Source organism: Pseudomonas sp. Sample_21 (genome assembly GCF_004307525.1).
GTDB lineage: Bacteria > Pseudomonadota > Gammaproteobacteria > Pseudomonadales > Pseudomonadaceae > Aquipseudomonas > Aquipseudomonas atacamensis.
In genome coordinates, this window is the sequence record NZ_RCNZ01000017.1 from 1 (window position 1) to 21,594 (window position 21,594).

At 58.8% G+C, this 21,594-nt stretch carries 26 protein-coding genes and 1 tRNA gene; 22 read left to right on the plus strand and 5 right to left on the minus strand.

Annotated features, from left to right (window positions below; translation table 11 throughout):
• The 3 genes from D8U71_RS28280 to D8U71_RS00995 form a co-directional block, all read left to right on the plus strand.
• The coding region (locus D8U71_RS28280) for a hypothetical protein (RefSeq protein WP_177434873.1) at positions 1-388 on the plus strand (388 nt) is incomplete at its 5' end.
• Between the two features lie 451 nt (positions 389-839).
• On the plus strand, positions 840-1,265 hold the full coding sequence (locus D8U71_RS00990; protein ID WP_016773494.1) for an HIT domain-containing protein: 426 nt from the start codon (positions 840-842) through the stop codon (positions 1,263-1,265).
• Between the two features lie 3 nt (positions 1,266-1,268).
• Complete coding sequence (locus tag D8U71_RS00995) at positions 1,269-1,475, plus strand: SlyX family protein (protein WP_016773495.1); 207 nt, start codon at positions 1,269-1,271, stop codon at positions 1,473-1,475.
• A gap of 64 nt (positions 1,476-1,539) precedes the next feature.
• Here the strand turns inward: D8U71_RS00995 and D8U71_RS28730 are convergent, their stop codons facing one another.
• Positions 1,540-2,142 (minus strand): cold-shock protein, encoded by a 603-nt coding sequence (locus D8U71_RS28730; RefSeq protein ID WP_016773496.1) that lies wholly within the window; start codon positions 2,140-2,142, stop codon positions 1,540-1,542.
• Between the two features lie 311 nt (positions 2,143-2,453).
• Between D8U71_RS28730 and D8U71_RS01005 the strand changes: the two genes are divergently transcribed.
• The 19 genes from D8U71_RS01005 (at position 2,454) to nadA (ending at position 17,509) form a co-directional block, all read left to right on the plus strand.
• Entirely contained in the window at positions 2,454-2,924 is a 471-nt protein-coding gene (locus D8U71_RS01005; RefSeq protein WP_016773497.1) for a Dps family protein, read from the plus strand.
• A gap of 181 nt (positions 2,925-3,105) precedes the next feature.
• A complete protein-coding gene (locus D8U71_RS01010; protein ID WP_038861040.1) occupies positions 3,106-3,444 on the plus strand; it encodes a ribbon-helix-helix domain-containing protein in 339 nt (112 codons plus the stop codon).
• Positions 3,445-3,574: 130 nt separating this feature from the next.
• On the plus strand, positions 3,575-3,796 hold the full coding sequence (locus tag D8U71_RS01015; RefSeq protein WP_016773499.1) for a zinc ribbon domain-containing protein: 222 nt from the start codon (positions 3,575-3,577) through the stop codon (positions 3,794-3,796).
• 98 nt (positions 3,797-3,894) lie between these two features.
• On the plus strand, positions 3,895-5,670 hold the full coding sequence (aspS, locus tag D8U71_RS01020) for an aspartate--tRNA ligase (protein ID WP_039758189.1): 1,776 nt from the start codon (positions 3,895-3,897) through the stop codon (positions 5,668-5,670).
• A gap of 119 nt (positions 5,671-5,789) precedes the next feature.
• Positions 5,790-6,536, plus strand: coding sequence for a YebC/PmpR family DNA-binding transcriptional regulator (locus D8U71_RS01025; RefSeq protein WP_034153419.1), 747 nt, complete (start codon positions 5,790-5,792; stop codon positions 6,534-6,536).
• 156 nt (positions 6,537-6,692) lie between these two features.
• A complete protein-coding gene (gene ruvC, locus D8U71_RS01030; RefSeq protein WP_016773501.1) occupies positions 6,693-7,220 on the plus strand; it encodes a crossover junction endodeoxyribonuclease RuvC in 528 nt (175 codons plus the stop codon).
• Positions 7,221-7,334: 114 nt separating this feature from the next.
• Entirely contained in the window at positions 7,335-7,943 is a 609-nt protein-coding gene (gene ruvA / locus D8U71_RS01035; protein WP_024014088.1) for a Holliday junction branch migration protein RuvA, read from the plus strand.
• The gene (gene ruvB / locus D8U71_RS01040) at positions 7,944-9,005 is read left to right on the plus strand and encodes a Holliday junction branch migration DNA helicase RuvB (protein WP_024014087.1); all 1,062 of its coding nucleotides are present in this window, start codon (positions 7,944-7,946) and stop codon (positions 9,003-9,005) included. It abuts the gene before it with no gap.
• Positions 9,006-9,132: 127 nt separating this feature from the next.
• Complete coding sequence (gene ybgC / locus D8U71_RS01045) at positions 9,133-9,600, plus strand: tol-pal system-associated acyl-CoA thioesterase (protein ID WP_041479792.1); 468 nt, start codon at positions 9,133-9,135, stop codon at positions 9,598-9,600.
• A complete protein-coding gene (gene tolQ / locus D8U71_RS01050) occupies positions 9,590-10,285 on the plus strand; it encodes a protein TolQ (RefSeq protein ID WP_008080223.1) in 696 nt (231 codons plus the stop codon). The genes ybgC and tolQ overlap by 11 nt, the downstream gene beginning before the upstream one ends.
• A gap of 23 nt (positions 10,286-10,308) precedes the next feature.
• A complete protein-coding gene (gene tolR / locus D8U71_RS01055; protein ID WP_160767866.1) occupies positions 10,309-10,761 on the plus strand; it encodes a protein TolR in 453 nt (150 codons plus the stop codon).
• Entirely contained in the window at positions 10,761-11,837 is a 1,077-nt protein-coding gene (tolA, locus tag D8U71_RS01060; RefSeq protein ID WP_016773505.1) for a cell envelope integrity protein TolA, read from the plus strand. Before tolR ends, tolA begins: the two co-directional genes overlap by 1 nt.
• 17 nt (positions 11,838-11,854) lie before the next feature.
• Positions 11,855-13,135 (plus strand): Tol-Pal system beta propeller repeat protein TolB, encoded by a 1,281-nt coding sequence (tolB, locus tag D8U71_RS01065; RefSeq protein WP_016773506.1) that lies wholly within the window; start codon positions 11,855-11,857, stop codon positions 13,133-13,135.
• 52 nt (positions 13,136-13,187) lie between these two features.
• Positions 13,188-13,685: a peptidoglycan-associated lipoprotein Pal gene (gene pal, locus D8U71_RS01070; protein ID WP_003178634.1), complete on the plus strand. Its 498-nt coding sequence runs from the start codon at positions 13,188-13,190 to the stop codon at positions 13,683-13,685.
• Positions 13,686-13,691: 6 nt separating this feature from the next.
• Positions 13,692-14,531: a tol-pal system protein YbgF gene (ybgF, locus tag D8U71_RS01075; protein ID WP_024014085.1), complete on the plus strand. Its 840-nt coding sequence runs from the start codon at positions 13,692-13,694 to the stop codon at positions 14,529-14,531.
• Positions 14,532-14,698: 167 nt separating this feature from the next.
• Entirely contained in the window at positions 14,699-15,346 is a 648-nt protein-coding gene (gene queE / locus D8U71_RS01080; RefSeq protein ID WP_130886988.1) for a 7-carboxy-7-deazaguanine synthase QueE, read from the plus strand.
• A 1-nt stretch (position 15,347) separates the two neighbouring features.
• Positions 15,348-16,040 carry a 7-cyano-7-deazaguanine synthase QueC gene (gene queC, locus D8U71_RS01085; protein WP_130886989.1) on the plus strand — a complete coding sequence of 231 codons (693 nt, stop codon included), beginning with the start codon at positions 15,348-15,350 and terminating at the stop codon, positions 16,038-16,040.
• Between the two features lie 62 nt (positions 16,041-16,102).
• Positions 16,103-16,178: transfer RNA gene (locus D8U71_RS01090), tRNA-Lys, on the plus strand.
• 272 nt (positions 16,179-16,450) lie between these two features.
• Positions 16,451-17,509, plus strand: a complete 1,059-nt coding sequence (gene nadA, locus D8U71_RS01095) for a quinolinate synthase NadA (RefSeq protein ID WP_130886990.1) — start codon at positions 16,451-16,453, stop codon at positions 17,507-17,509.
• A gap of 177 nt (positions 17,510-17,686) precedes the next feature.
• On the opposite strand, the gene D8U71_RS01100 is transcribed toward nadA, so the two are convergent.
• From D8U71_RS01100 to D8U71_RS01115, 4 genes are all read right to left on the minus strand, one after another.
• Complete coding sequence (locus D8U71_RS01100) at positions 17,687-18,175, minus strand: RDD family protein (protein ID WP_024014082.1); 489 nt, start codon at positions 18,173-18,175, stop codon at positions 17,687-17,689.
• A gap of 97 nt (positions 18,176-18,272) precedes the next feature.
• On the minus strand, positions 18,273-18,485 hold the full coding sequence (locus D8U71_RS01105; RefSeq protein WP_003227496.1) for a cold-shock protein: 213 nt from the start codon (positions 18,483-18,485) through the stop codon (positions 18,273-18,275).
• Between the two features lie 403 nt (positions 18,486-18,888).
• Complete coding sequence (gene gcvT, locus D8U71_RS01110) at positions 18,889-20,013, minus strand: glycine cleavage system aminomethyltransferase GcvT (RefSeq protein ID WP_130886991.1); 1,125 nt, start codon at positions 20,011-20,013, stop codon at positions 18,889-18,891.
• A 110-nt stretch (positions 20,014-20,123) separates the two neighbouring features.
• Positions 20,124-21,500, minus strand: coding sequence for an L-serine ammonia-lyase (locus D8U71_RS01115; protein WP_125925570.1), 1,377 nt, complete (start codon positions 21,498-21,500; stop codon positions 20,124-20,126).
• Between the last annotated feature and the right edge of the window lie 94 nt (positions 21,501-21,594).

Genomic DNA, 21,594 nt, shown 5'->3' on the forward strand with positions numbered 1-21,594 from the left:
ATTATCTGGGCGGCTCTTTCTTTTTGTGTCGGCGCAAACTTATATCACGCCGACATTGTTGGCGATACTTGCGAAATCAACCTTTCAGCTTCTTTACGGCGTTGTCGCAGAAGGAGCGCTGGATGTCGCAAATCCACAGTACCGATGCAACCGGGCTGACAACTTTATCGCTGTTTCCGGGCCTTTTTGCATCGCTAAAAAAGAGTCCCTGGCAAAACACTTGAATCTCCATCGGGCAACCCTGCCACTGTTTTTATTGGCTTCAGGCGACCACTTCCAGTGGTGCGCTTATAGTCCATACCTTTACGAATGCAACAAGCGTGCACAAACCGCAAAAACGCTGCGGTTATTTTTCTGTGTGCAGCTCTCAGATGTGAAAACCTTGTGAAAACGGGGTCTCGGGGCTGTTTTGTTACGGGCTTGACGACGATCCCCCAATGGTGTTGCAACGCACCAAAGCCGCGCAGGACAACCAAAAACGTTACCGGTTCACCCCGCATTGAGTATTTGGCGGATGCCCGACCCACTGAGCGTAGACGTGTTGTGCAGTTTTGGTGCAAAAAAATCACAATCGGGCCCGAGTAAAACTGGCGCCGCCCGATTCGAGGGTCGACAGATCAGGGGTTTTCATGCGGATCTTCACGTCAAGGCTCATGTCCGGGGCTGTATTGGTGCGTCGGCGAGATAAATGTCTTATGTCGGCGCGCTTACTGAATTACTGTCGGAGGGAAGCGTGAAGCCCGCTGCATTCGCAGGTATGCTGCCGTTCTGTCGCTTGGCGCGCTGCTTTCACGGCGCCGCCGCTAAGCTGAGTCATAGGATCAGCGGGAGTGCTCACAGTGTTTGCTTTGGATTCACGACTTCAACAGGACGCCCTGGTCATCGGCGACTTTCCGTTGTGCCGGCTGTTGCTGTCCAACGACAGCAATTACCCTTGGTTCATCCTGGTACCTCGTCGCGAGGATATAAGCGAGTTGTTTCAGTTGGATGTCGCCGATCAGCAACAGCTATGGCGGGAAACCACCACCCTTGCCGAATTGCTCAAGGATTCCTTCGATGCTGACAAGCTGAACGTGGCAACCCTGGGTAACGTTGTCAGTCAGTTGCACATGCATGTCATTGTGCGTAAACGCGACGACGCCGCTTGGCCGGCGCCGGTCTGGGGCAGGCACCCGGCCAAGCCGTACAGCGCGGAACAGGTAGCAGCCATTCGCGAGCGCTTGCGTCTGGTGCTGACCGAAGAATTCACCTTTGTGGAGGGCTGAGTCATGAGCCTTGAAGAACGCGTTACCGATCTGGAAAGCCGTCTGGCCTTTCAGGATGACACCATTCAGGCTTTGAACGATGTGCTGGTGGCCCAGCAGAGAGTCATCGAGCGCCTGCAATTGCAGATGGAGGCGCTGATCAAGCGTCACGAAGAAATGGTCGGGCAGTTCGGTGCTTTCGAAGAAGACGCACCGCCGCCGCATTATTGAGCCATTCGCCAGGCATAAAAAAACCGCGAACAGCCAGGCTGTTCGCGGTTTTTTTTGCTTTGGATCAGCGACGCGGCAGAGCGGCGATCACGTCCTCGGCTTGCAGGCCCTTGTCGCGGTTCATCACCGAGAACTCGACGCGCTGGCCTTCGACCAGAACACGGTGGCCTTCGCCACGAATGGCGCGAAAGTGCACGAAAATATCATCGCCGGAATCCCGGGAGATAAACCCGAAACCCTTGGAAGTGTTGAACCACTTCACGGTGCCGGTATCGCGATTGCTCATGTCATAGGTAGTCGGCGCAGCGGCCGGTGACGATTTGTAGAAGCTGACAGCCAAATGCAGCAGCACGGCAACCAGGGCGATCACCAGGCTGAACAACACCGCCGGCTGGCCAGCGATGACCGGCATCGGCGCGATCAGGGTCAAAGTCTGCAGGACGACAGTCAGTACCAGAAGGGCGCTGACCAGATTTTGCAGATGCTGGCGCGGGCCTTTGTTCCAGTAGGGAATCACTGGAGCGATGACCAGGTTCAGCAGGCCGAAAAAGGCCAGGTAAAGTGCATCGGGCTGTTGCAGGTAAGGAACGGCTTCGGCTTTCAGGCTGGGTATGAACGACAGCAGCAAGGCTGCTGCGCCCATTAGCAGGTGGACGATTTTCAACATTTTGATTGGCTCACGTTATGACGGCTCACAAGGAAGAGCTGAAGGCGCACGGTTCGCTTCAGGACAAAATAAGAGGCGGTGGACACGTACACGGCATCAGCCTATGCGCAACGCCCCGGAAAATAGGGCATGGCGACACACTGCCTATTTAACAGCAAAGCCTGCGGCTACTCAAATCAGCCCGGCCAGCGGCAGAGAAACGGTCGATTTGTCGCAGTCAGATCACGGATTGATAGCTGCGAGCGGGCGCTTGCCTTGCTAAAGTGGGGCTGAACCTGCTGGATGAATTCAATCACTGTTAGGGGGTAAGCATGGCAATTGATATCGGTATCAGTGAAGAAGACCGCAAATCCATCGTCGAAGGGCTGTCGCGACTGCTGTCGGACACCTACGTGCTGTATCTGAAAACCCATAACTTTCACTGGAACGTCACCGGCCCGATGTTCCGCACGCTGCACCTGATGTTCGAAGAGCAGTACAACGAGCTGGCGCTGGCCGTCGATTCGATCGCCGAGCGTATCCGTGCGTTGGGCTTCCCGGCGCCGGGTGCCTACGCGACCTACGCGCGTCTTTCTTCTATTAAAGAAGAAGTCGGTGTACCGAGCGCCGAAGACATGATCAAGCAATTGGTCGAAGGCCAGGAAGCGGTGACCCGTACCGCGCGCGGCATTTTCCCGCTGCTGGACAAGGTCAGCGATGAGCCGACTGCTGACCTGCTGACCCAGCGCATGCAAGTGCACGAGAAAACTGCGTGGATGCTGCGCGCACTGCTCGAGGAATGATCCAGACGCTGCGGACGGCGTGAGGTCGTCCGCATGCTCTCCAGACTCTTACCGTTGTCGTTGGCTTATCCTACGAGGCTGGTCAACAAGTCGTATGGCGCTAACTTTGTCACTGGGTTTTTATGAAGGCGCAGGATGTTGCCTTATAAATCAGCAGTCATGGCAAAGGAGTGTCAACGCTATGGTAGAAGGAGACAGGCGAAGCGACAGGATGTCGGCTTCGCGGCACGTAATTAAAGTCGACCCGTTTGTCAGCGAGTTCGACATGAATCTGATCCGGCCGTTGTCGCGATCGATTCGCCTCAACGGTTTTGCGACCTGCCTGCGCCTGGAGCAGGTCTACTGGAATATTCTCGGCGGCATGGCCGAGGACAATCATTGTTCGGTCAGCACACTGTTATCCCACGTCGATCGCGAGGTGCATCTGCGTTACGGCGGGGTGAAGAATTTCAGTGCGCTGGTACGGGTGGTTTGTGTCATGAACGGGATCAAAGATCTCGCACCCGCCGTTTCGCGCTGAAACGGCGGTTGCAACGAGGTTGCAGGCTGTGCAGCGTTACGGCTGCACAGCCTGCATTTAATCGATATAATCCCGCGCTTTCGCCGCAAAGCCCTGCGCGCGGCAGCAATCTGATCGCCGAGACACCTCCATGCCAATGTACGATTACCAATGTGCTTCCTGTGGTCATCAGTTGGAAGCCATTCAGAAGATCAGCGACGCACCGTTGGTCGATTGCCCTGCCTGCCAGGCGCCCGAACTGAAGAAGCAGCTGTCCATGCCGGGTTTTCGCCTCAGCGGCAACGGTTGGTACGAGACCGACTTCAAGACCGGAGCCAAGAAGAATCTGGCCGGTGGCGACAAAGCTGACTAGGGTTCCAACCCTGAACGAACGACACGCGTGAGTTTCCGCCTTGCTTGATGGCGGCGGGATCTCCACCGAATTTCGAATTACGAGAAGCGAACCACACCATGATGCGCAGCCACTATTGCGGCCAACTGAACGAAAGCCTGGAAGGCCAGGAAATTACCCTTTGCGGATGGGTTCACCGTCGCCGCGACCACGGCGGGGTGATTTTCCTCGACATCCGTGATCGTGATGGTCTGGCCCAGGTGGTGTTCGACCCGGATCGCGCCGAGAGCTTCGCCGCCGCCGATCGCGTGCGCAGCGAATACGTCGTGAAGATCACCGGCAAGGTGCGTCTGCGTCCGGCCGGCGCGACCAACGCCAACATGGCCTCGGGCATGATCGAAGTGCTCGGTTATGAACTGGAAGTGCTGAACGAGTCGGAAACCCCGCCGTTCCCGCTCAACGAGTTCTCCGACGTCGGCGAAGAAACCCGCCTGCGCTATCGCTTCCTCGATCTGCGTCGTCCGGAAATGGCCGAGAAGCTGCGTCTGCGTTCGCGCATGACCACCAGCATCCGTCGCTTCCTCGACGAGAACGGCTTCCTCGACGTCGAAACGCCGATCCTGACCCGGGCCACTCCGGAAGGCGCGCGTGACTATCTGGTGCCGAGCCGTACCCACGCCGGTTCGTTCTTCGCCCTGCCGCAATCGCCGCAGCTGTTCAAGCAACTGCTGATGGTGGCCGGCTTCGACCGTTACTACCAGATCGCCAAGTGCTTCCGTGACGAAGACCTGCGTGCCGACCGCCAGCCGGAATTCACCCAGATCGACATCGAGACCAGCTTCCTCGATGAAAAAGAGATCATGGGCCTGACCGAGCAGATGATCCGCAACCTGTTCAAGGAAGTGCTGAACCTGGAATTCGGCGAATTCCCGCACATGACCTTCGAAGAAGCCATGCGCCGCTACGGTTCGGACAAGCCGGACCTGCGTATTCCGCTGGAACTGGTCGACGTTGCCGACCAGCTCAAGGAAGTTGAATTCAAGGTGTTCAGCGGCCCGGCCAACGATCCGAAGTGCCGCATCGCCGCACTGCGTGTTCCAGGCGGGGCGAGCATGCCGCGCAAGCAGATCGACGACTACACCAAGTTCGTCGGCATCTACGGTGCCAAGGGCCTGGCGTACATCAAGGTCAACGAGCGTGCCGCCGGTGTTGAAGGTCTGCAATCGCCGATCGTGAAGAACATCCCGGAAGACAAGCTCAACGTGATCCTCGATCGCGTTGGCGCAGTCGATGGCGACATCGTGTTCTTCGGTGCCGACAAGGCCAAGATCGTCAGCGAAGCCCTGGGCGCGCTGCGCATCAAGCTCGGTCACGACCTCAAGCTGCTGACCTGCGAGTGGGCACCAATGTGGGTCGTCGACTTCCCGATGTTCGAAGAGAACGACGACGGCAGCTTCTCGGCGTTGCACCACCCGTTCACTGCACCGAAGTGCACCCCGCAGGAGCTCGAAGCCAACCCGGCCGGCGCACTGTCCCGTGCGTACGACATGGTCTTGAACGGCACCGAGCTGGGCGGCGGTTCGATCCGTATCCACCGCAAGGAAATGCAGCAAGCGGTATTCCGCCTGCTGGGCATCAACGAAGCGGAACAGGAAGAGAAGTTCGGCTTCCTGCTCGACGCGCTGAAGTACGGTGCACCGCCGCACGGTGGTCTGGCCTTCGGTCTGGACCGTCTGGTGATGCTGATGACCGGCGCCCAGTCGATCCGTGAAGTGATCGCCTTCCCGAAAACCCAGAGTGCTGCCGACGTGATGACGCAGGCTCCGGGCGTAGTGGATGCCAAGGCACTGCGCGAGCTGCACATTCGCCTGCGCGAAACGCCAAAGGCTGAGTAAGACGGGCCTGAAGGCGCATCTTCGGATGCGCCTTTTTTCTTTCTCAGGTCGAATTTTTCAATTGCCGGCCGCTGCCTTGGCGGGGCGGGCAAGGTTTCAAAGAGCATTCGGAGCAAGTTATGGCAGGTCATTCCAAGTGGGCAAACATCAAGCACCGCAAAGAACGTCAGGATGCCAAGAGGGGCAAGATCTTCACCAAGTGGATCCGTGAACTGACCGTTGCGGCCCGTCAGGGTGGCGGTGATCCGGGTTCCAACCCGCGTCTGCGTCTGGCTCTGGACAAGGCGTTGAGCGCCAACATGAGTCGCGACATCATTGACCGTGCCGTCGCGCGCGGTGCCGGCGCCACTGAAGCGGACAACGTTGAAGAGCTGACCTATGAAGGCTACGGCCCGGGCGGTGTGGCGGTGATGGTCGAGTGCATGACTGACAACCGCAACCGTACCGCCGCAGCGGTGCGTCACGCGTTCAGCAAGTGTGGCGGCAACCTCGGCACCGACGGTTCGGTGGCGTATCTGTTCGAGCGCAAGGGCCAGATCAGCTTCGCCCCGGGCGTCGATGAAGACGCACTGACCGAAGCGGCGCTTGAAGCCGACGCTGATGACGTGGTCACCCACGAAGATGGTTCGATCGACGTGTTCACCTCGTTCACCAGCTTCTATGCGGTGCGTAACGCGCTGGAAGCGGCCGGGTTCAAGGGTGACGACGCGGAAATCGTCATGCAGCCGACCACCAGTGCCGAGCTGGATCTGGAAGGTGCGGAGAAGGTGCTCAAGCTGATCGATATGCTTGAGGATCTGGATGACGTGCAGAACGTCTACTCCAACGCGGATATCCCGGAAGACGTCGCCGCTCAGCTTGGCTGATAAGCGACTAGTCTTCCCTGTGGGAGCGAGCCTGCTCGCGAAAGCGGTGTGTCATTCAGCACCTGTATCTGCTGACATACCGCCTTCGCGAGCAGGCTCGCTCCCACATTTGCTATTGGCTGTCAGGTAAATCGTTTTTATGAATCTGCAGGCTTTATGACTCTAATCCTTGGTATCGACCCCGGTTCGCGCATCACCGGTTACGGGATCGTTCGCGATACCGGGCGGGGTGGCTGCATCTATGTGGCCTCGGGCTGCATTCGCACCGGCTCCGGCGAGCTGCATGAGCGTCTGCAAATCGTCTATCGCGGCGTGCGCGAAATCATCAAGACCTACGGCCCGGTGACCATGGGTATTGAAAAAGTGTTCATGGCGAAAAACGCCGACTCGGCGCTGAAGCTCGGACAGGCACGGGGCGCTGCGATTGTCGCCGGCGCCGAAGAGTGTCTGGAGATCGCCGAGTACACCGCCACGCAAGTCAAACAGGCCGTCGTCGGGACTGGTGCGGCCAATAAGGAGCAGGTGCAGATGATGGTCATGCACATGCTCAAGTTGACCAGCAAGCCGCAGATCGACGCCTCCGACGCCCTCGCGATTGCCATTTGCCATGCGCACACGCGCTCCAGCCTGCTGCCGCACGGGCTGGGAACCGCACGCAGTCGTGGCGGGCGCCTGCGTCTCTGATAGCATCAGCATCAATTTTCCTGAAAGTGGCTTTGCGGTGCCTGTGTTGCCGGCGCGCAAGCCACCTTCAATCGTCGCCAGCCCACGGCTGGCCAGCGCTCAAGGATTCAAAACGTGATTGGACGCTTGCGCGGCACCCTGGCTGAGAAACAGCCGCCGCACCTGATTCTCGATGTCAATGGCCTCGGCTATGAGGTGGAAGTGCCGATGACCACGCTTTATCGGTTGCCGTCGGTCGGTGAACCGCTGACCCTGCACACCCATTTGGTCGTACGCGAAGATGCGCAATTGCTCTATGGTTTTGCCGGCAAGCGTGAGCGAGACTTCTTTCGCGAGCTGATCCGTCTCAACGGCGTCGGGCCGAAACTGGCGCTGGCGTTGATGTCGAGTCTGGAAGTCGATGAGTTGGTGCGCTGCGTGCAATCTCAGGACACTTCGGCGTTGACCAAGGTCCCGGGGGTTGGCAAGAAGACCGCCGAGCGTCTGCTGGTGGAATTGAAAGACCGCTTCAAGGCTTGGGAAACCTCGCCGGCGATGTTCGCGCTGGTGCCGAATCAGCCGGACGGCCCGGCGCCGGTCAACAGCGCCGAGACCGATGCGGTCAGCGCGTTGATCTCGCTGGGCTACAAGCCGCAGGAAGCGAGCAAGGCGATTTCCGCGATCAAAGACAAGAACCTGAGCAGCGAAGACCTGATCCGCCGCGCTCTGAAGGGAATGATTTAAGTGATTGAAGCTGATCGTCTGATCGCCGCCGCGCACAGCCCGCGCGAGCGCGAAGAAGTCCAGGATCGGGCCATCCGCCCGGTCAGTCTGGCCGACTACATTGGCCAGCCGACCGTGCGCGAGCAGATGGAGCTGTTCATCCAGGCTGCCCGTGGCCGCAGTGAATCCCTCGATCACACCCTGATCTTCGGCCCTCCGGGGCTAGGCAAGACTACGCTGGCCAACATCATCGCCCAGGAAATGGGTGTGTCGATCAAGAGCACCTCCGGGCCAGTGCTGGAGCGTCCGGGTGATCTGGCCGCGTTGCTGACCAATCTTGAGCCGCACGACGTGTTGTTCATCGACGAAATCCATCGTCTGTCGCCGATCGTTGAAGAAGTGCTGTACCCGGCGATGGAAGATTTCCAGCTCGACATCATGATTGGCGAGGGGCCGGCGGCGCGTTCGATCAAACTCGATCTGCCGCCGTTCACTCTGGTCGGCGCCACCACCCGCGCCGGCATGCTGACCAACCCCTTGCGAGACCGCTTCGGTATCGTCCAGCGCCTGGAGTTCTACAGCACGGCGGATCTGGCAACCATCGTCAGTCGTTCGGCGGCGATTCTCGGTCTGCCGCTGGATCCGGAAGGTTCGTTCGAGATCGCTCGTCGCGCCCGTGGCACGCCGCGAATTGCCAACCGTCTGCTGCGTCGGGTACGCGATTTCGCTGAAGTACGCGCCAAGGGCCACATCACCAAAGCGGTGGCGGATTTGGCGCTGAACCTGCTGGACGTCGATGAACACGGTTTCGATCACCAGGACCGGCGACTGCTGCTGACCATGATCGAGAAGTTCGATGGCGGCCCGGTCGGTATCGACAGTCTGGCGGCGGCGATCAGTGAAGAGCGCCACACCATTGAAGACGTGCTCGAGCCGTATCTGATCCAGCAGGGCTATATCATGCGCACGCCACGGGGCAGGGTGGTGACGCGGCATGCCTACCTGCACTTTGGTTTGAATGTTCCGTCACGCATGGGCGAGATGCCCGTGGCAGACGAGTTTCTCGACGCCGTCGACGATTGATACACATTTGCTGGTGATTTATTCAGGGTTTGTACTGTCAGACGACAGTACTTTTGCGTTAAAGCTTTGAAACCACGAAAAACAGTTGTCTGGCCGGATTGGCAACCTGAGGAGTAAGCACTAGAGTATGCGCGCGCAAAACGGGCTTGAGCCGTTCGCACATCGTTGTCGCGTTTATTACGAGGACACCGATGCGGGCGGCATCGTGTATTACGTTAATTACCTCAAGTTTATGGAACGGGCTCGAACCGAGCGGCTACGGGAACTGGGCTTTGCCCAATCTGTGCTTGCCGGAGAGGACCTGTTGTTCGTCGTGCATTCCAGCGAAGCGCGCTACCACGCGCCGGCGCGACTGGATGACGAACTGCTGGTAAGCGCTGATGTAATCGAATTGAACCGTGCCAGCCTGCGCTTCAAGCAGCAGGTCAGGCGGGCCACGGATAATGTGCTGCTCTGCGAAGGGCAGTTTTTGGTGGCCTGCGTGCGCACCGACAGTTTGAAACCCCGGGCCCTTCCCGAAGACCTGCGTGCGGCCTTCGCCGACGCGGTCGGCCCGGGTACACACTCAAAGCAGGAGATAAAGCGTGGAAGCTAACGTCGTCGACCATTCCTCCATGTGGAGCCTGGTCAGCAATGCCAGCATCGTGGTGCAGTTGGTAATGTTGACCCTGGTGGCCGCATCGGTGACCTCATGGATCATGATCTTTCAGCGCAGCAATTTGCTGCGTGCCGGTCGACGCGCCCTGGAGAGCTTCGAAGAGCGCTTCTGGTCCGGTATCGACCTGTCCAAACTGTACCGTCAGGCTGGCAGCAACCCTGATCCGGATTCGGGCGTGGAGCAGATCTTCCGTGCCGGTTTCAAGGAGTTCTCCCGTCTGCGTCAGCAGCCAGGTGTCGATCCTGAAGCCGTGATGGAAGGTGTCGCTCGTGCGATGCGCGTGGCCATCTCGCGCGAAGAAGAGAAACTCGAGCAGAGCCTGCCGTTCCTCGCCACTGTTGGTTCGGTCAGCCCGTACATCGGTCTGTTCGGTACCGTGTGGGGGATCATGAACTCCTTCCGCGGTCTGGCCAGCGCTCAGCAAGCGACCCTCGCCACCGTTGCTCCGGGTATCGCCGAAGCCCTGATCGCCACCGCGATCGGCCTGTTCGCTGCGATCCCGGCGGTCATCGCTTATAACCGTTTTGCTGCTCGCAGCGAAACCTTGCTGGGCCGCTACTACACCTTCGCCGATGAATTCCAGGCGATCCTGCACCGCAAAGTGCACACCAGCGAAGAATAAGCAGGTATTTCCCGATGGCTTTAATCGCTCGAGCTCGCAAAAAGCGCAAGCCGGTCGCCGAGATGAACGTAGTGCCCTACATCGACGTGATGTTGGTGCTGCTGGTCATCTTCATGGTGACCGCGCCGATGCTCAATCAGGGCGTGAAAGTTGATCTGCCCAAGGTTTCCAGCGAAGCCTTGCCGCAGGACAACAACACCCAGGTCCTGACCATTTCGATCAAGGCTGACAAGACCTACTACTGGAACCTTGGCAGCGAAGTCGACACCGAGAAGCAACAGGACAGGGCCATGACCCTGCCACAGATGACTGACGCGGTGACCAAGATCATCCGCGCCGGCACCGAGGGCGGCAAACGCACCCAGGTATTCATTCGTGGTGACAAGACTGTCGACTACGGCGCCGTCATGGGTGCCATGGGCGGGTTGCAGAAAGCCGGGGTCGGTAACGTTGGTCTGATTACCGAGGCCCCCTGATGCAGCAACAGCGAGAGCCGTCCGCCTCGGAAAGCTACTTCTGGCCTAGTGTTCTGGCGATTGTCCTGCACGTGCTGGTGTTCGGCATGCTGTTCGTCAGTTTTGCCTTCACGCCCGAACTGCCGCCGGCCAAGCCGATCGTCCAGGCGACTCTGTACCAGCTGAAATCGAAAAGTCAGGCGACCACCCAGACCAATCAGAAGATTGCGGGTGAGGCGAAGAAATCCGCCGCGCGCCAGACCGAAGTCGAACAGATGGAACAGAAAAAGATCGAGCAGGAAGCGGTGAAGGCGGCGGAACAAAAGAAAGAGGAAGCGGCTCAAAAGGCCGAGGAAGCCAAGAAGGCCGACGAGGCGAAGAAAGCGGACGAAGCGAAAAAGGCTGATGAAGCCAAGAAAGCCGACGACGCGAAGAAAGCCGAAGCGAAAAAGGCCGAAGAGAAACAATTGGCTGATATAGCCAAGAAGAAGGCCGAAGACGAAGCGAAGAAGGCTGCTGAGGAAGAGGCGAAGAAAGCCGCTGCCGAAGAAGCCAAGAAGAAGATCGTCGAAGACGCGAAGAAGAAAGCCGCCGAAGACGCCAAGAAGAAAGCTGAAGCTGAAGAGGCGAAGAAGAAAGTCGCCGAAGACGCGAAGAAGAAAGCTGCTGCCGATGCTGCGAAGAAGAAAGCGCAGGAAGCGGCACGTAAATCTGCCGAAGACAAAAAGGCCCAGGCCCTGGCAGATCTGCTTTCCGACACGCCGCAGCGTCAGCAGGCCCTGGCCGATGAGCAGGGTGACGAGGTTGCCGGCAGTTTCGATGACCTGATTCGCGCTCGCGCAGCAGAAGGCTGGGCTCGTCCTCCTTCGGCGCGCAAAGGCATGACGGTCGTGCTGCAAATCGGCATGTTGCCGGACGGCACGGTGACTTCGGTCAGCGTGGCCAAGTCCAGCGGTGACGGTCCGTTCGATGCTTCGGCAGTCGCGGCAGTGAAGAATATTGGACGTTTGACAGAAATGCAGGGAATGAAGCCGAGCGATTTCGCTCCGTATCGTTCATTCAAGATGACATTCACACCTGAGGATCTAGCCTTGTGAGAAACCTTCTTCGAGGAATGCTGGTCGTGATCTGCTGCATGGCAGGGATCGCGGCGGCAGATGAAAAGAACATTCTGGTCACCAGCGGCAGCGATCGGGCTACTCCGATCGCCGTCGTACCGTTCGGCATGCAGGGCGGCGCCGTGCTGCCGGATGACATGGCTGAAATCATTGGCAACGATTTGCGCAACTCGGGCTATTACTCGCCGATTCCGAAAGCCAACATGATCAGCCAGCCAAGCCAGCCGAGCGAAATCATCTTCCGTGACTGGAAGGCGGTGGGTGCTCAGTACATGATGGTCGGCAGCATCGCTCCAGCGGGCGGTCGCCTGCAGGTGCAGTGGGCACTGTTCAACGTCGCCACCGAGCAGAAAGTGGCGGACGGCAGTGTTTCCGGTACGACCGACCAGATCCGTGACATGGCGCACTTCATCTCCGATCAGTCGTTCCAGAAGCTGACCGGCATTGAAGGTGCCTTCTCGACGCGCCTGCTGTACGTGACGGCCGAGCGTTTTTCCGAGAAGAACACCCGTTACACCCTGCAACGCTCCGACTATGACGGTGCCCGCGCAGTGACTCTGCTGCAATCGCGCGAGCCGATCCTGTCGCCGCGTTTTGCACCAGACGGCAAGCGTATCGCCTACGTGTCGTTCGAGCAGAAGCGTCCGCGTATCTTCATGCAGAACATCGACACCGGTCGCCGTGAGCAGATCACCAACTTCGAAGGCCTCAACGGCGCGCCAGCCTGGTCGCCGGACGGCAATCGCCTGGCGTTCGTGCTGTCGAAAGACGGTAACCCGGACATCTACGTAATGAACCTCGGTTCGCGTCAGATCAGCCGCGTAACCAATGGCCAGGGCATCAATACCGAACCGTTCTGGGGCAAGGATGGCTCGACCATCTATTTCACCTCGGACCGTGGCGGCAAGCCGCAAATCTATAAAACCAGCGTCGGTGGCGGTGGTGCCGAGCGTGTGACGTTCGTGGGCAACTACAACGCCAACCCGAAACTTTCGGCTGATGAAAAGACTTTGGTGATGATCCATCGTCAGGATGGCTTCACCAATTTCAAGGTGGCAGCTCAGGATCTGCAGCGGGGTAGTGTAAAGATCCTCACTGATAGCACTCTGGACGAGTCACCTACTGTTGCGCCCAACGGCACCATGGTAATCTACGCCACCCGCCAACAGGGCCGGGGAGTCTTGATGCTCGTGTCCATTAATGGGCGCGTGAGGCTCCCGCTTCCTACCGCTCAAGGCGAAGTCAGAGAACCGTCCTGGTCCCCTTACCTGAAGTGAGCGGGCGCTACACGTTTTACTTAACACACTGGGGTTCATTAGGAGTTTCACGATGGAAATGCTGAAGTTTGGTAAATTTGCTGCGCTGGCTCTGGCCATGGCTGTAGCTGTAGGTTGCTCGTCCAAAGGCGGCGACAACGCCGGTGAAGGCGCTGTTGATCCAAACGCTGGTTACGGCGCAAACACTGGTGCCGTTGACGGTTCCCTGAGCGAAGAAGCTGCTCTGCGCGCAATCACCACCTTCTACTTCGAATACGACAGCTCGGACCTGAAGCCAGAAGCCATGCGCGCTCTGGACGTTCATGCCAAAGACCTGAAAGCAAACGGCGCTCGCGTTGTTCTGGAAGGCAACACCGACGAACGTGGTACTCGTGAGTACAACATGGCACTGGGCGAGCGTCGTGCGAAAGCCGTTCAGCGCTACCTGGTACTGCAAGGTGTTTCCCCAGCTCAGCTGGAACTGGTTTCCTACGGCGAAGAGCGTCCAGTTGCTACCGGCAACGACGAGCAGTCCTGGGCCCAGAACCGTCGCGTCGAACTGCGTAAGTAATTCGATATGCGAACGTGCCGTCGTGCTGTAACTGTTCTGGCTCTCAGCCTCGCGCCGCTTGCGGCGTGGGCTGCGGTTCCTGTGGTCGATGACAACTCCGGTTATAACAATAGCGGGAGCAGTTATCCGCCTGCGGGTTACGGTACGAACGGCGCCTATGCCGGGGGAGCGGCTTCGGCCCCTGCCTCGGCACAAGGCATGCTGTTCAACCAATTGCAACAGATGCAGGATCAGATCTCGCGCCAACAGGGCGTGATCGAAGAACTGCAGAATCAGGTTTCGCGCATGAAGCAGGAATCCCTGGAGCGATACCAGGATCTTGATCGGCGCATAGGATCCGGCGTTGCACCAGCCGCGACTCCCGAGAATTCTTCTGCCGGTGGCGATGCAAGTGCTGCCGCCGGTGCTGCCGCAGGCGCGGGTGCTGCTGCGGCAGCCCAGGCACCTGCCGCGGGTAGCGAACCGGCTGATCCGGCCAAGGAAAAGCTGTATTACGATGCCGCTTTCGACCTGATCAAAGCCAAGGATTTCGACAAGGCCAGCCAGGCCTTCGCCGCTTTCCTGCGCAAATACCCCAACAGCCAATACGCGGGCAACGCCCAGTACTGGTTGGGCGAAGTGAACCTGGCCAAGGGTGATCTGCAAGGTGCAGGTCAGGCCTTTGCCAAGGTTTCGCAGCTGTATCCCAAGCACAACAAAGTGCCGGACTCGCTGTACAAGCTGGCTGACGTAGAGCGCCGCCTCGGTCACACCGACAAGGTCAAAGGCATTCTGCAGCAGGTGGTGTCCCAATATCCGGGCACTTCCGCCGCGCAGCTGGCCCAGCGTGATTTACAGCGCATGTAAGCCTGTTCATCCGTGTTTTGAAGAAACCCGCGCTTGTCGCGGGTTTTTTCGTTAGAATTCACGCCCTTTTTCTGAAACACGCTTCTTGTGGTCTACGCGTTGGCGGGATTGCCTGAAGTGCCTGACGGAGGCGGACAGCCTGTTTAGCTGTTACGCCCGTGGCGACTATGCAAGACACATTGAGAATCACCGAAGTTTTCTACTCGTTGCAGGGTGAAACTCGGACTGCCGGGCTGCCCACGGTTTTCGTGCGCCTGACCGGTTGCCCGTTGCGTTGCCAGTACTGCGACAGCGCTTACGCGTTCAGCGGCGGCACCGTCCGCACCCTCGACGACATCCTTGAGCAAGTGGCCGGATATCGTCCGCGCTACGTCTGTGTCACCGGCGGTGAGCCGTTGGCTCAGCCGAACGCCATTCCTTTGCTTGAGCGGTTATGTGACGCCGGCTACGGGGTTTCGCTGGAAACCAGCGGCGCCCTTGACGTATCCGCTGTCGATCCGCGTGTCAGTCGCGTCGTCGATCTGAAAACGCCGGGCTCGAAAGAAGCCCACCGCAACCGTTACGAGAACATCGAACTGCTGACCCGCGACGATCAGGTGAAGTTTGTCATCTGCTCGCGGGAAGACTACGACTGGGCGGTCTCCAAGCTGATCCAGTACGGTCTCGACCAGCGCGCCGGCGAAGTACTGTTTTCGCCGAGTCACCACGACCTGAATGCTCGGGAACTGGCGGACTGGGTAGTGGCGGACAACCTGCCGGTACGCCTGCAATTGCAGCTGCATAAATATCTTTGGAACGACGAGCCGGGGCGCTGAGATGACTGAACAACTGAACACCACTGAAAAACGTGCAGTCATTTTGCTGTCCGGCGGCCTCGACTCGGCCACCGTCGTGGCGATGGCACGCGCCGAAGGCTACGCCTGCTACACCATGAGCTTCGATTACGGTCAGCGCTCGCATGCCGAATTGCACGCCGCCGCCCGCGTTGCTCGCGACCTGGGCGTGGTCGAACACAAGGTCATCGGACTGAACCTCAATGGCATGGGCGGCTCGGCGCTGACCGACACCAGCATCGACATTCCGGAAGAGCTGGGCGAAGGGATTCCGGTGACTTACGTGCCGGCGCGCAACACGGTTTTCCTGTCGTTGGCATTGGGTTGGGCCGAAGTGCTCGGCGCCCGCGACATCTTCATCGGCGTCAATGCAGTGGATTATTCCGGCTACCCGGATTGCCGTCCCGAGTTCATCGAGTCGTTCGAGCGCATGGCCAACCTGGCCACCAAAGCGGGCGTGGAAGGCAATGGCTTCCGCATCCAGGCGCCGCTGCAGAACCTGAGCAAAGCGCAGATCGTTCAGGCCGGCGTTAAGCTCGGCGTTGATTACGGTCTGACGGTTTCCTGCTATCAGGCCGACGATAACGGCCGCGCCTGCGGCAAATGCGACAGCTGCCGCCTGCGTGCAGAAGGCTTCGCGGCGGCTGGTGTGGACGATCCAACCCCTTATTTTTGATTTTTTCAAAAAAGGTGTTGAATAGTCCTTAAAAATCAGTATTATACGCGCCACCACACAGCGGGTCGTTAGCTCAGTTGGTAGAGCAGTTGGCTTTTAACCAATTGGTCGTAGGTTCGAATCCCACACGACCCACCATATTTGGCGGTTTAGAAAATCCGGAAGGCCCACGAAAGTGAGGATTTCCGGGTTTTTTTTTGCCTGCGATTCGGGCGTTCGATGTTTCAGCGCGGCCACACCTGACGCAGGTCAGAATCATCTTTTGTATCAACGGGATATTCTGTAGCCTTGCGCAGCTTCAACGCTGTCCCGTGCCTGATGATACTCACTCTCCCGGCGGTACCCTCTAGCGGTCCGGAGCCGGGTGTATACTCGACTTTCGCGCGAATGCGCCTGCAGGTCTTGCGAACATGACGCAGATTTCCGAACGCCTTCTGGTTCAAGCCCACCTCGACGCCAAACAGCCGAAACCGCTGACGGCAGAAGAGGAGGCTTATTACCGTTCCGCCATCGCCGCCGAGCTCAAGGCTCAGGACGCGGTGCTGGTCGCCCACTTCTATTGCGATCCGGTGATTCAGGCCCTGGCCGAAGAAACCGGCGGCTGTGTTTCCGACTCCCTGGAAATGGCCCGCTTCGGCAACGCCCATCCGGCCAAGACCGTGGTGGTCGCCGGCGTCAAGTTCATGGGCGAGACGGCAAAAATTCTTAATCCGGAAAAACGCGTGCTGATGCCGACTCTGGAGGCGACCTGCTCGCTGGACCTGGGCTGCCCGGTCGACGAGTTCTCGGCGTTCTGCGATCAGCACCCGGAACGTACCGTGGTGGTGTATGCCAACACTTCCGCCGCCGTGAAGGCTCGGGCTGACTGGGTGGTGACTTCGAGCTGCGCACTGGAGATCGTCGAAAGCCTGATGGACAACGGCGAGACGATCATCTGGGGCCCGGACAAGCACCTGGGCACTTACATTCAGTGCAAGACCGGCGCCGACATGCTGCTGTGGGACGGTGCTTGCATCGTTCACGAAGAGTTCAAGTCCAAGCAGCTCGAGGACATGAAAGCGTTGTACCCGGACGCAGCGATTCTGGTGCATCCGGAGTCGCCGACTTCGGTGATCGAACTGGCGGACGCCGTCGGTTCTACCAGTCAGTTGATCGCCGCCGCGCAAAGCCTGCCAAACAAGACCCTGATCGTCGCCACCGACCGTGGCATCTTCTACAAGATGCAGCAGCTGTGCCCGGACAAGGTCTTCATCGAAGCGCCTACCGCCGGTAACGGCGCGGCTTGTCGCAGTTGCGCACATTGCCCGTGGATGGCCATGAACACCCTTGAGCGCACGCTCAAGAGCTTGAAGGAAGGCACCAACGAGATCTTTGTCGATCCGGCGCTGATTCCCCAGGCGATCCGCCCGTTGAAGCGCATGCTGGACTTCACCCAGGCAGCGCGGATGAAGCTGGCCGGTAACGCCTGAGTACCCCCTTGTAGAAGTGAGCCCTGTGGTGAGGGGATTTATCCCCGTTGGGTGGCGAAGCCGCCCTAAATGAAACACCGCGGCATATCAGGGATACCGCGTGGGCTCCTTTACGACTGCTACGCAGCCGGACGGGGATAAATCCCCTCACCACAGGCCGGCTCTTGAATATGGAAATTATTTGCTCTTTTTCGGGATTCGCACCACACGGGTATCCGAATAGATGTCATGCCAGGTGCGTTTCTGCTTGTCGAACAGCGACCAGAAGAACCCCAGCCCGACACACAACCACGACGCGATCGACACCATAAAGCGCAGCAGCGCCTGCCACAGGCTGATCGCTGTGCCGTTGGCGTTCTGCACGCGGATGCCCCACACTTGCATGCCCAGTGTCTGCCCGCCATGGGTCCAGAACTTGGCGAAGAAGCCGAACAATACCAACAGCAGCACCGTGGAATACAGCGGGTCACCATCGAGCTGGCCGGCGTCGGTCATCACCCGCAAACGTTCTTCGCCAATGATTGCGGCCTGGATCAGCTTGTAGATGAATCCGGTGACGATCAGCAGGGCGGTGCACAGCAGGAAGTCGTAGAACATCGCCGCCAGACGACGACCGAGCGCAACGGGAGGAAAGTCCCCTTGCGGCGTGAGCAGGTGTTTCGACATGGCAGCCTCAAGGCGCGAATGGAAGCGCCATTTTACGGATTAGCGCGCACAAAAAAGCCCCTGATATCAATATCAGGGGCTTTTTCGTATCAGAAGATCAGGCTTCTGCTTGTACTTCGTCAGCCTGCATGCCTTTCTGGCCTTGCACAGCAACGAAAGTCACTTTCTGGCCTTCTTTCAGGCTTTTGAAGCCGTTGCCCTGAATGGCGCGGAAATGTACGAACAGATCCGGACCGCTTTCTGGAGTGATAAAACCAAAACCTTTCTCGTCGTTAAACCACTTGACGGTACCGCTCTGACGTGTGGACATTTCTTATTTCCTTTGACGCATAAATTGATGACAGCCCCTTTCACATGAAAGAGTACTGGAGCTGGTTGCAAGGAGTAAGAAGACGTCGAGCGGGATGTAGCTAACTTGTAGGCTACTGCCCAGGTCACGATTCCAAGCTGACCCATGCAAACACAGTGGACAAACTCTACGCCAACTACGGGAGAAAAAACAAGCCCTGGGAAGGCCCCGGTTTTACTGCTCTTCATGGCAGTTCATCAGCAAACTAGTTCAGTCTTGGACGATTGTCTGGTTCTATTTTCAGCAAACGTTATAAGCAACGTTCATATTCGAAACGGATGTTAAAAAACGCACTGTTTTATGGCGATTGCGTTACACATTAGTGCACGTTTAACGCAATCGCGTTACTTATAGAAACAGTCCATCAACCGCGATAGTAGCGTTGTGGAACAAATGGCATTTTGCTTACAAGCATTTGCACCTTTTTCCCACGGACGATGGCCCACACAGGTGTATCGAGCGCGACGTAAGCGGTGTCAAGGTATCCCATCGCCAATGGCCCGCCCAAAGTCGGACCAAAGCCACCGCTGCAGACGCTGCCGATGATCTCGCCGGCCTCGTTGACGATCTCTGCGCCTTCACGCACCGGGGTACGCTCCTGTGGCAGCAGGCCGACACGTTTGCGTGCGACGCCGTTCTGTTGCTGCGCGAAGATCTGCTCGGCGCCCGGGAAACCGCCGGCCCGCGCTCCATCGGCGCGGCGGGGCTTGGAGATCGCCCACAGGAGGCTGGCTTCGATCGGTGTGGTTTCGGTGTTCATGTCGTGGCCGTACAGGCACAGGCCGGCTTCCAGACGCAGCGAGTCGCGGGCGCCAAGGCCGATGGCCTGGACCTCTGGCTCGGCGAGCAGGGCGCGGGCGAGTTTTTCCGCTTCGGCGGTCGGGACGGAGATTTCGAAACCGTCTTCACCGGTGTAGCCCGAACGGCTGACAAAGCAGTCCACGCCCAGCAACGAAACACGGTTGAACTGCATGAAGGTCATCTTCGCCACGTCCGGCGCAAGACGCGCCAGCACCGTGACGGCTGCCGGACCTTGCAGGGCGAGCAAGGCGCGCTCTTCGAACTGCGCGGTAATGGTGCACTGATCGCCGATGTGTTTTTGCAGATGCGCGAGATCCTGATCCTTGCACGCGGCGTTGACCACCAGGAACAGCTCGTCATTGCCCAGATTGGCCACCATCAGGTCGTCGAGGATGCCGCCGCTTTCGTTGGTGAACATCGCATAACGCTGCATGCCTACCGGCAGGTCGACGATGTCCACCGGCACCAGGGTTTCCAGGGCTTTGGCCGCATTGGCGCCGGTCAGACGAATCTGGCCCATGTGCGAGACGTCGAACAACCCGGCTTGCTCACGGGTGTGCTGGTGTTCTTTCATCACGCCGAGCGGGTATTGCACGGGCATGTCGTAGCCAGCGAACGGCACCATGCGTGCGCCGAGTTCGAGGTGCAGTGCGTGTAGCGGGGTTTTCGAGAGTTGTTCGGTGGACATGCGTGGCTCCTTTGAATTTGGGTTGCGGGTGAGAGGCAAGATCAAGAGCCCCTCACCCCAGCCCTCTCCCGGAGGGAGAGGGAGCTGGTTACGTTTGGCTGAGTTCGTAATCAGCATTCGATGATGTTGACCGCCAGGCCGCCGCGGGCGGTTTCCTTGTATTTGCTTTTCATGTCGGCGCCGGTCTGGCGCATGGTGCGGATGACTTTGTCGAGGGAGACGAAATGCTGACCGTCGCCACGCATGGCCATGCGCACCGCGTTGATCGCTTTCACCGAGCCCATCGCGTTGCGCTCGATACAGGGCACCTGCACCAGACCGCCGATCGGGTCGCAGGTCAGGCCGAGGTTGTGTTCCATGCCGATTTCCGCAGCGTTCTCGACTTGCTGCACGCTGCCGCCGAGCACTTCGCACAAGGCGCCGGCCGCCATCGAACAAGCCACGCCGACCTCACCCTGACAGCCGACTTCGGCGCCGGAAATCGAAGCGTTTTCCTTGTAAAGAATGCCGATCGCGGCAGCGGTCAGTAGAAAACGTACGACACCGTCGTCATTCGCCCCGGGGATAAAACGCATGTAGTAATGCAGCACCGCCGGAATGATGCCTGCCGCGCCATTGGTGGGCGCAGTAACCACGCGCCCGCCGTTGGCGTTTTCTTCGTTGACCGCCAGTGCATAAAGATTGACCCAGTCGAGCACCGACAGCGGATCGCGCAGCGCCGATTCCGGGTTCTTGCACAATTGCCGATGCAGCGCCGCCGCCCGGCGTTTGACCTTCAAGCCGCCCGGCAAAATGCCTTCGTTACGACAGCCGGCAGCGACGCAGTCCTGCATCACCTGCCAGATTTTCAGCAGGCCGGCACGGGTTTCCGCTTCAGGGCGCCAGGCGCTCTCGTTGGTCAGCATCACCTGACTGATCGACAGGCCATAGGTGGCGCAATGACCGAGCAAATCCTTGGCACTTTTGAACGGGAAGGTCAGCGGCGTGGCGTCTTCGACGATGCGATCGGCGCCGGCGGCATCTTCATCGACAACGAAACCACCGCCGACCGAGTAGTACTCGCGACTGCGGATCTGAATCCCCGCTGCGTCGAAGGCGCGAAAGATCATGCCGTTGGGGTGATAGGCCAACGGTTTGCGGATCATCGCCAGATGGTCTTTCTCGTTGAACGCGATGTTGTGTTCACCGAGCAGATTCAGTCGGCCATTGCCGCGAATTTCTTGCAGGCGCGCGGCGACGGTTTCGGTGTCGACAGTGTCCGGATGTTCGCCTTCGAGGCCGAGCAGCACGGCTTTGTCGCTGCCGTGTCCTTTACCGGTAGCGCCGAGCGAACCGTACAGCTCGACACGCACGCTGGCGGTGCTGGTCAGCAGGTTTTCCCGGCGCAGCCCTTCGGCGAAACGCGCAGCAGCACGCATCGGGCCGACGGTGTGGGAACTGGAGGGGCCGATGCCAATCTTGAACAGGTCGAACACGCTTAACGACATGAGTGGTTCTCCGGTTTCTTGTTATGGGGATTGGCGCAGTTTGACATCGGTGCAGATCCCTTGTGGGAGCGAGCCTGCTCGCGAAAGCGTCGGA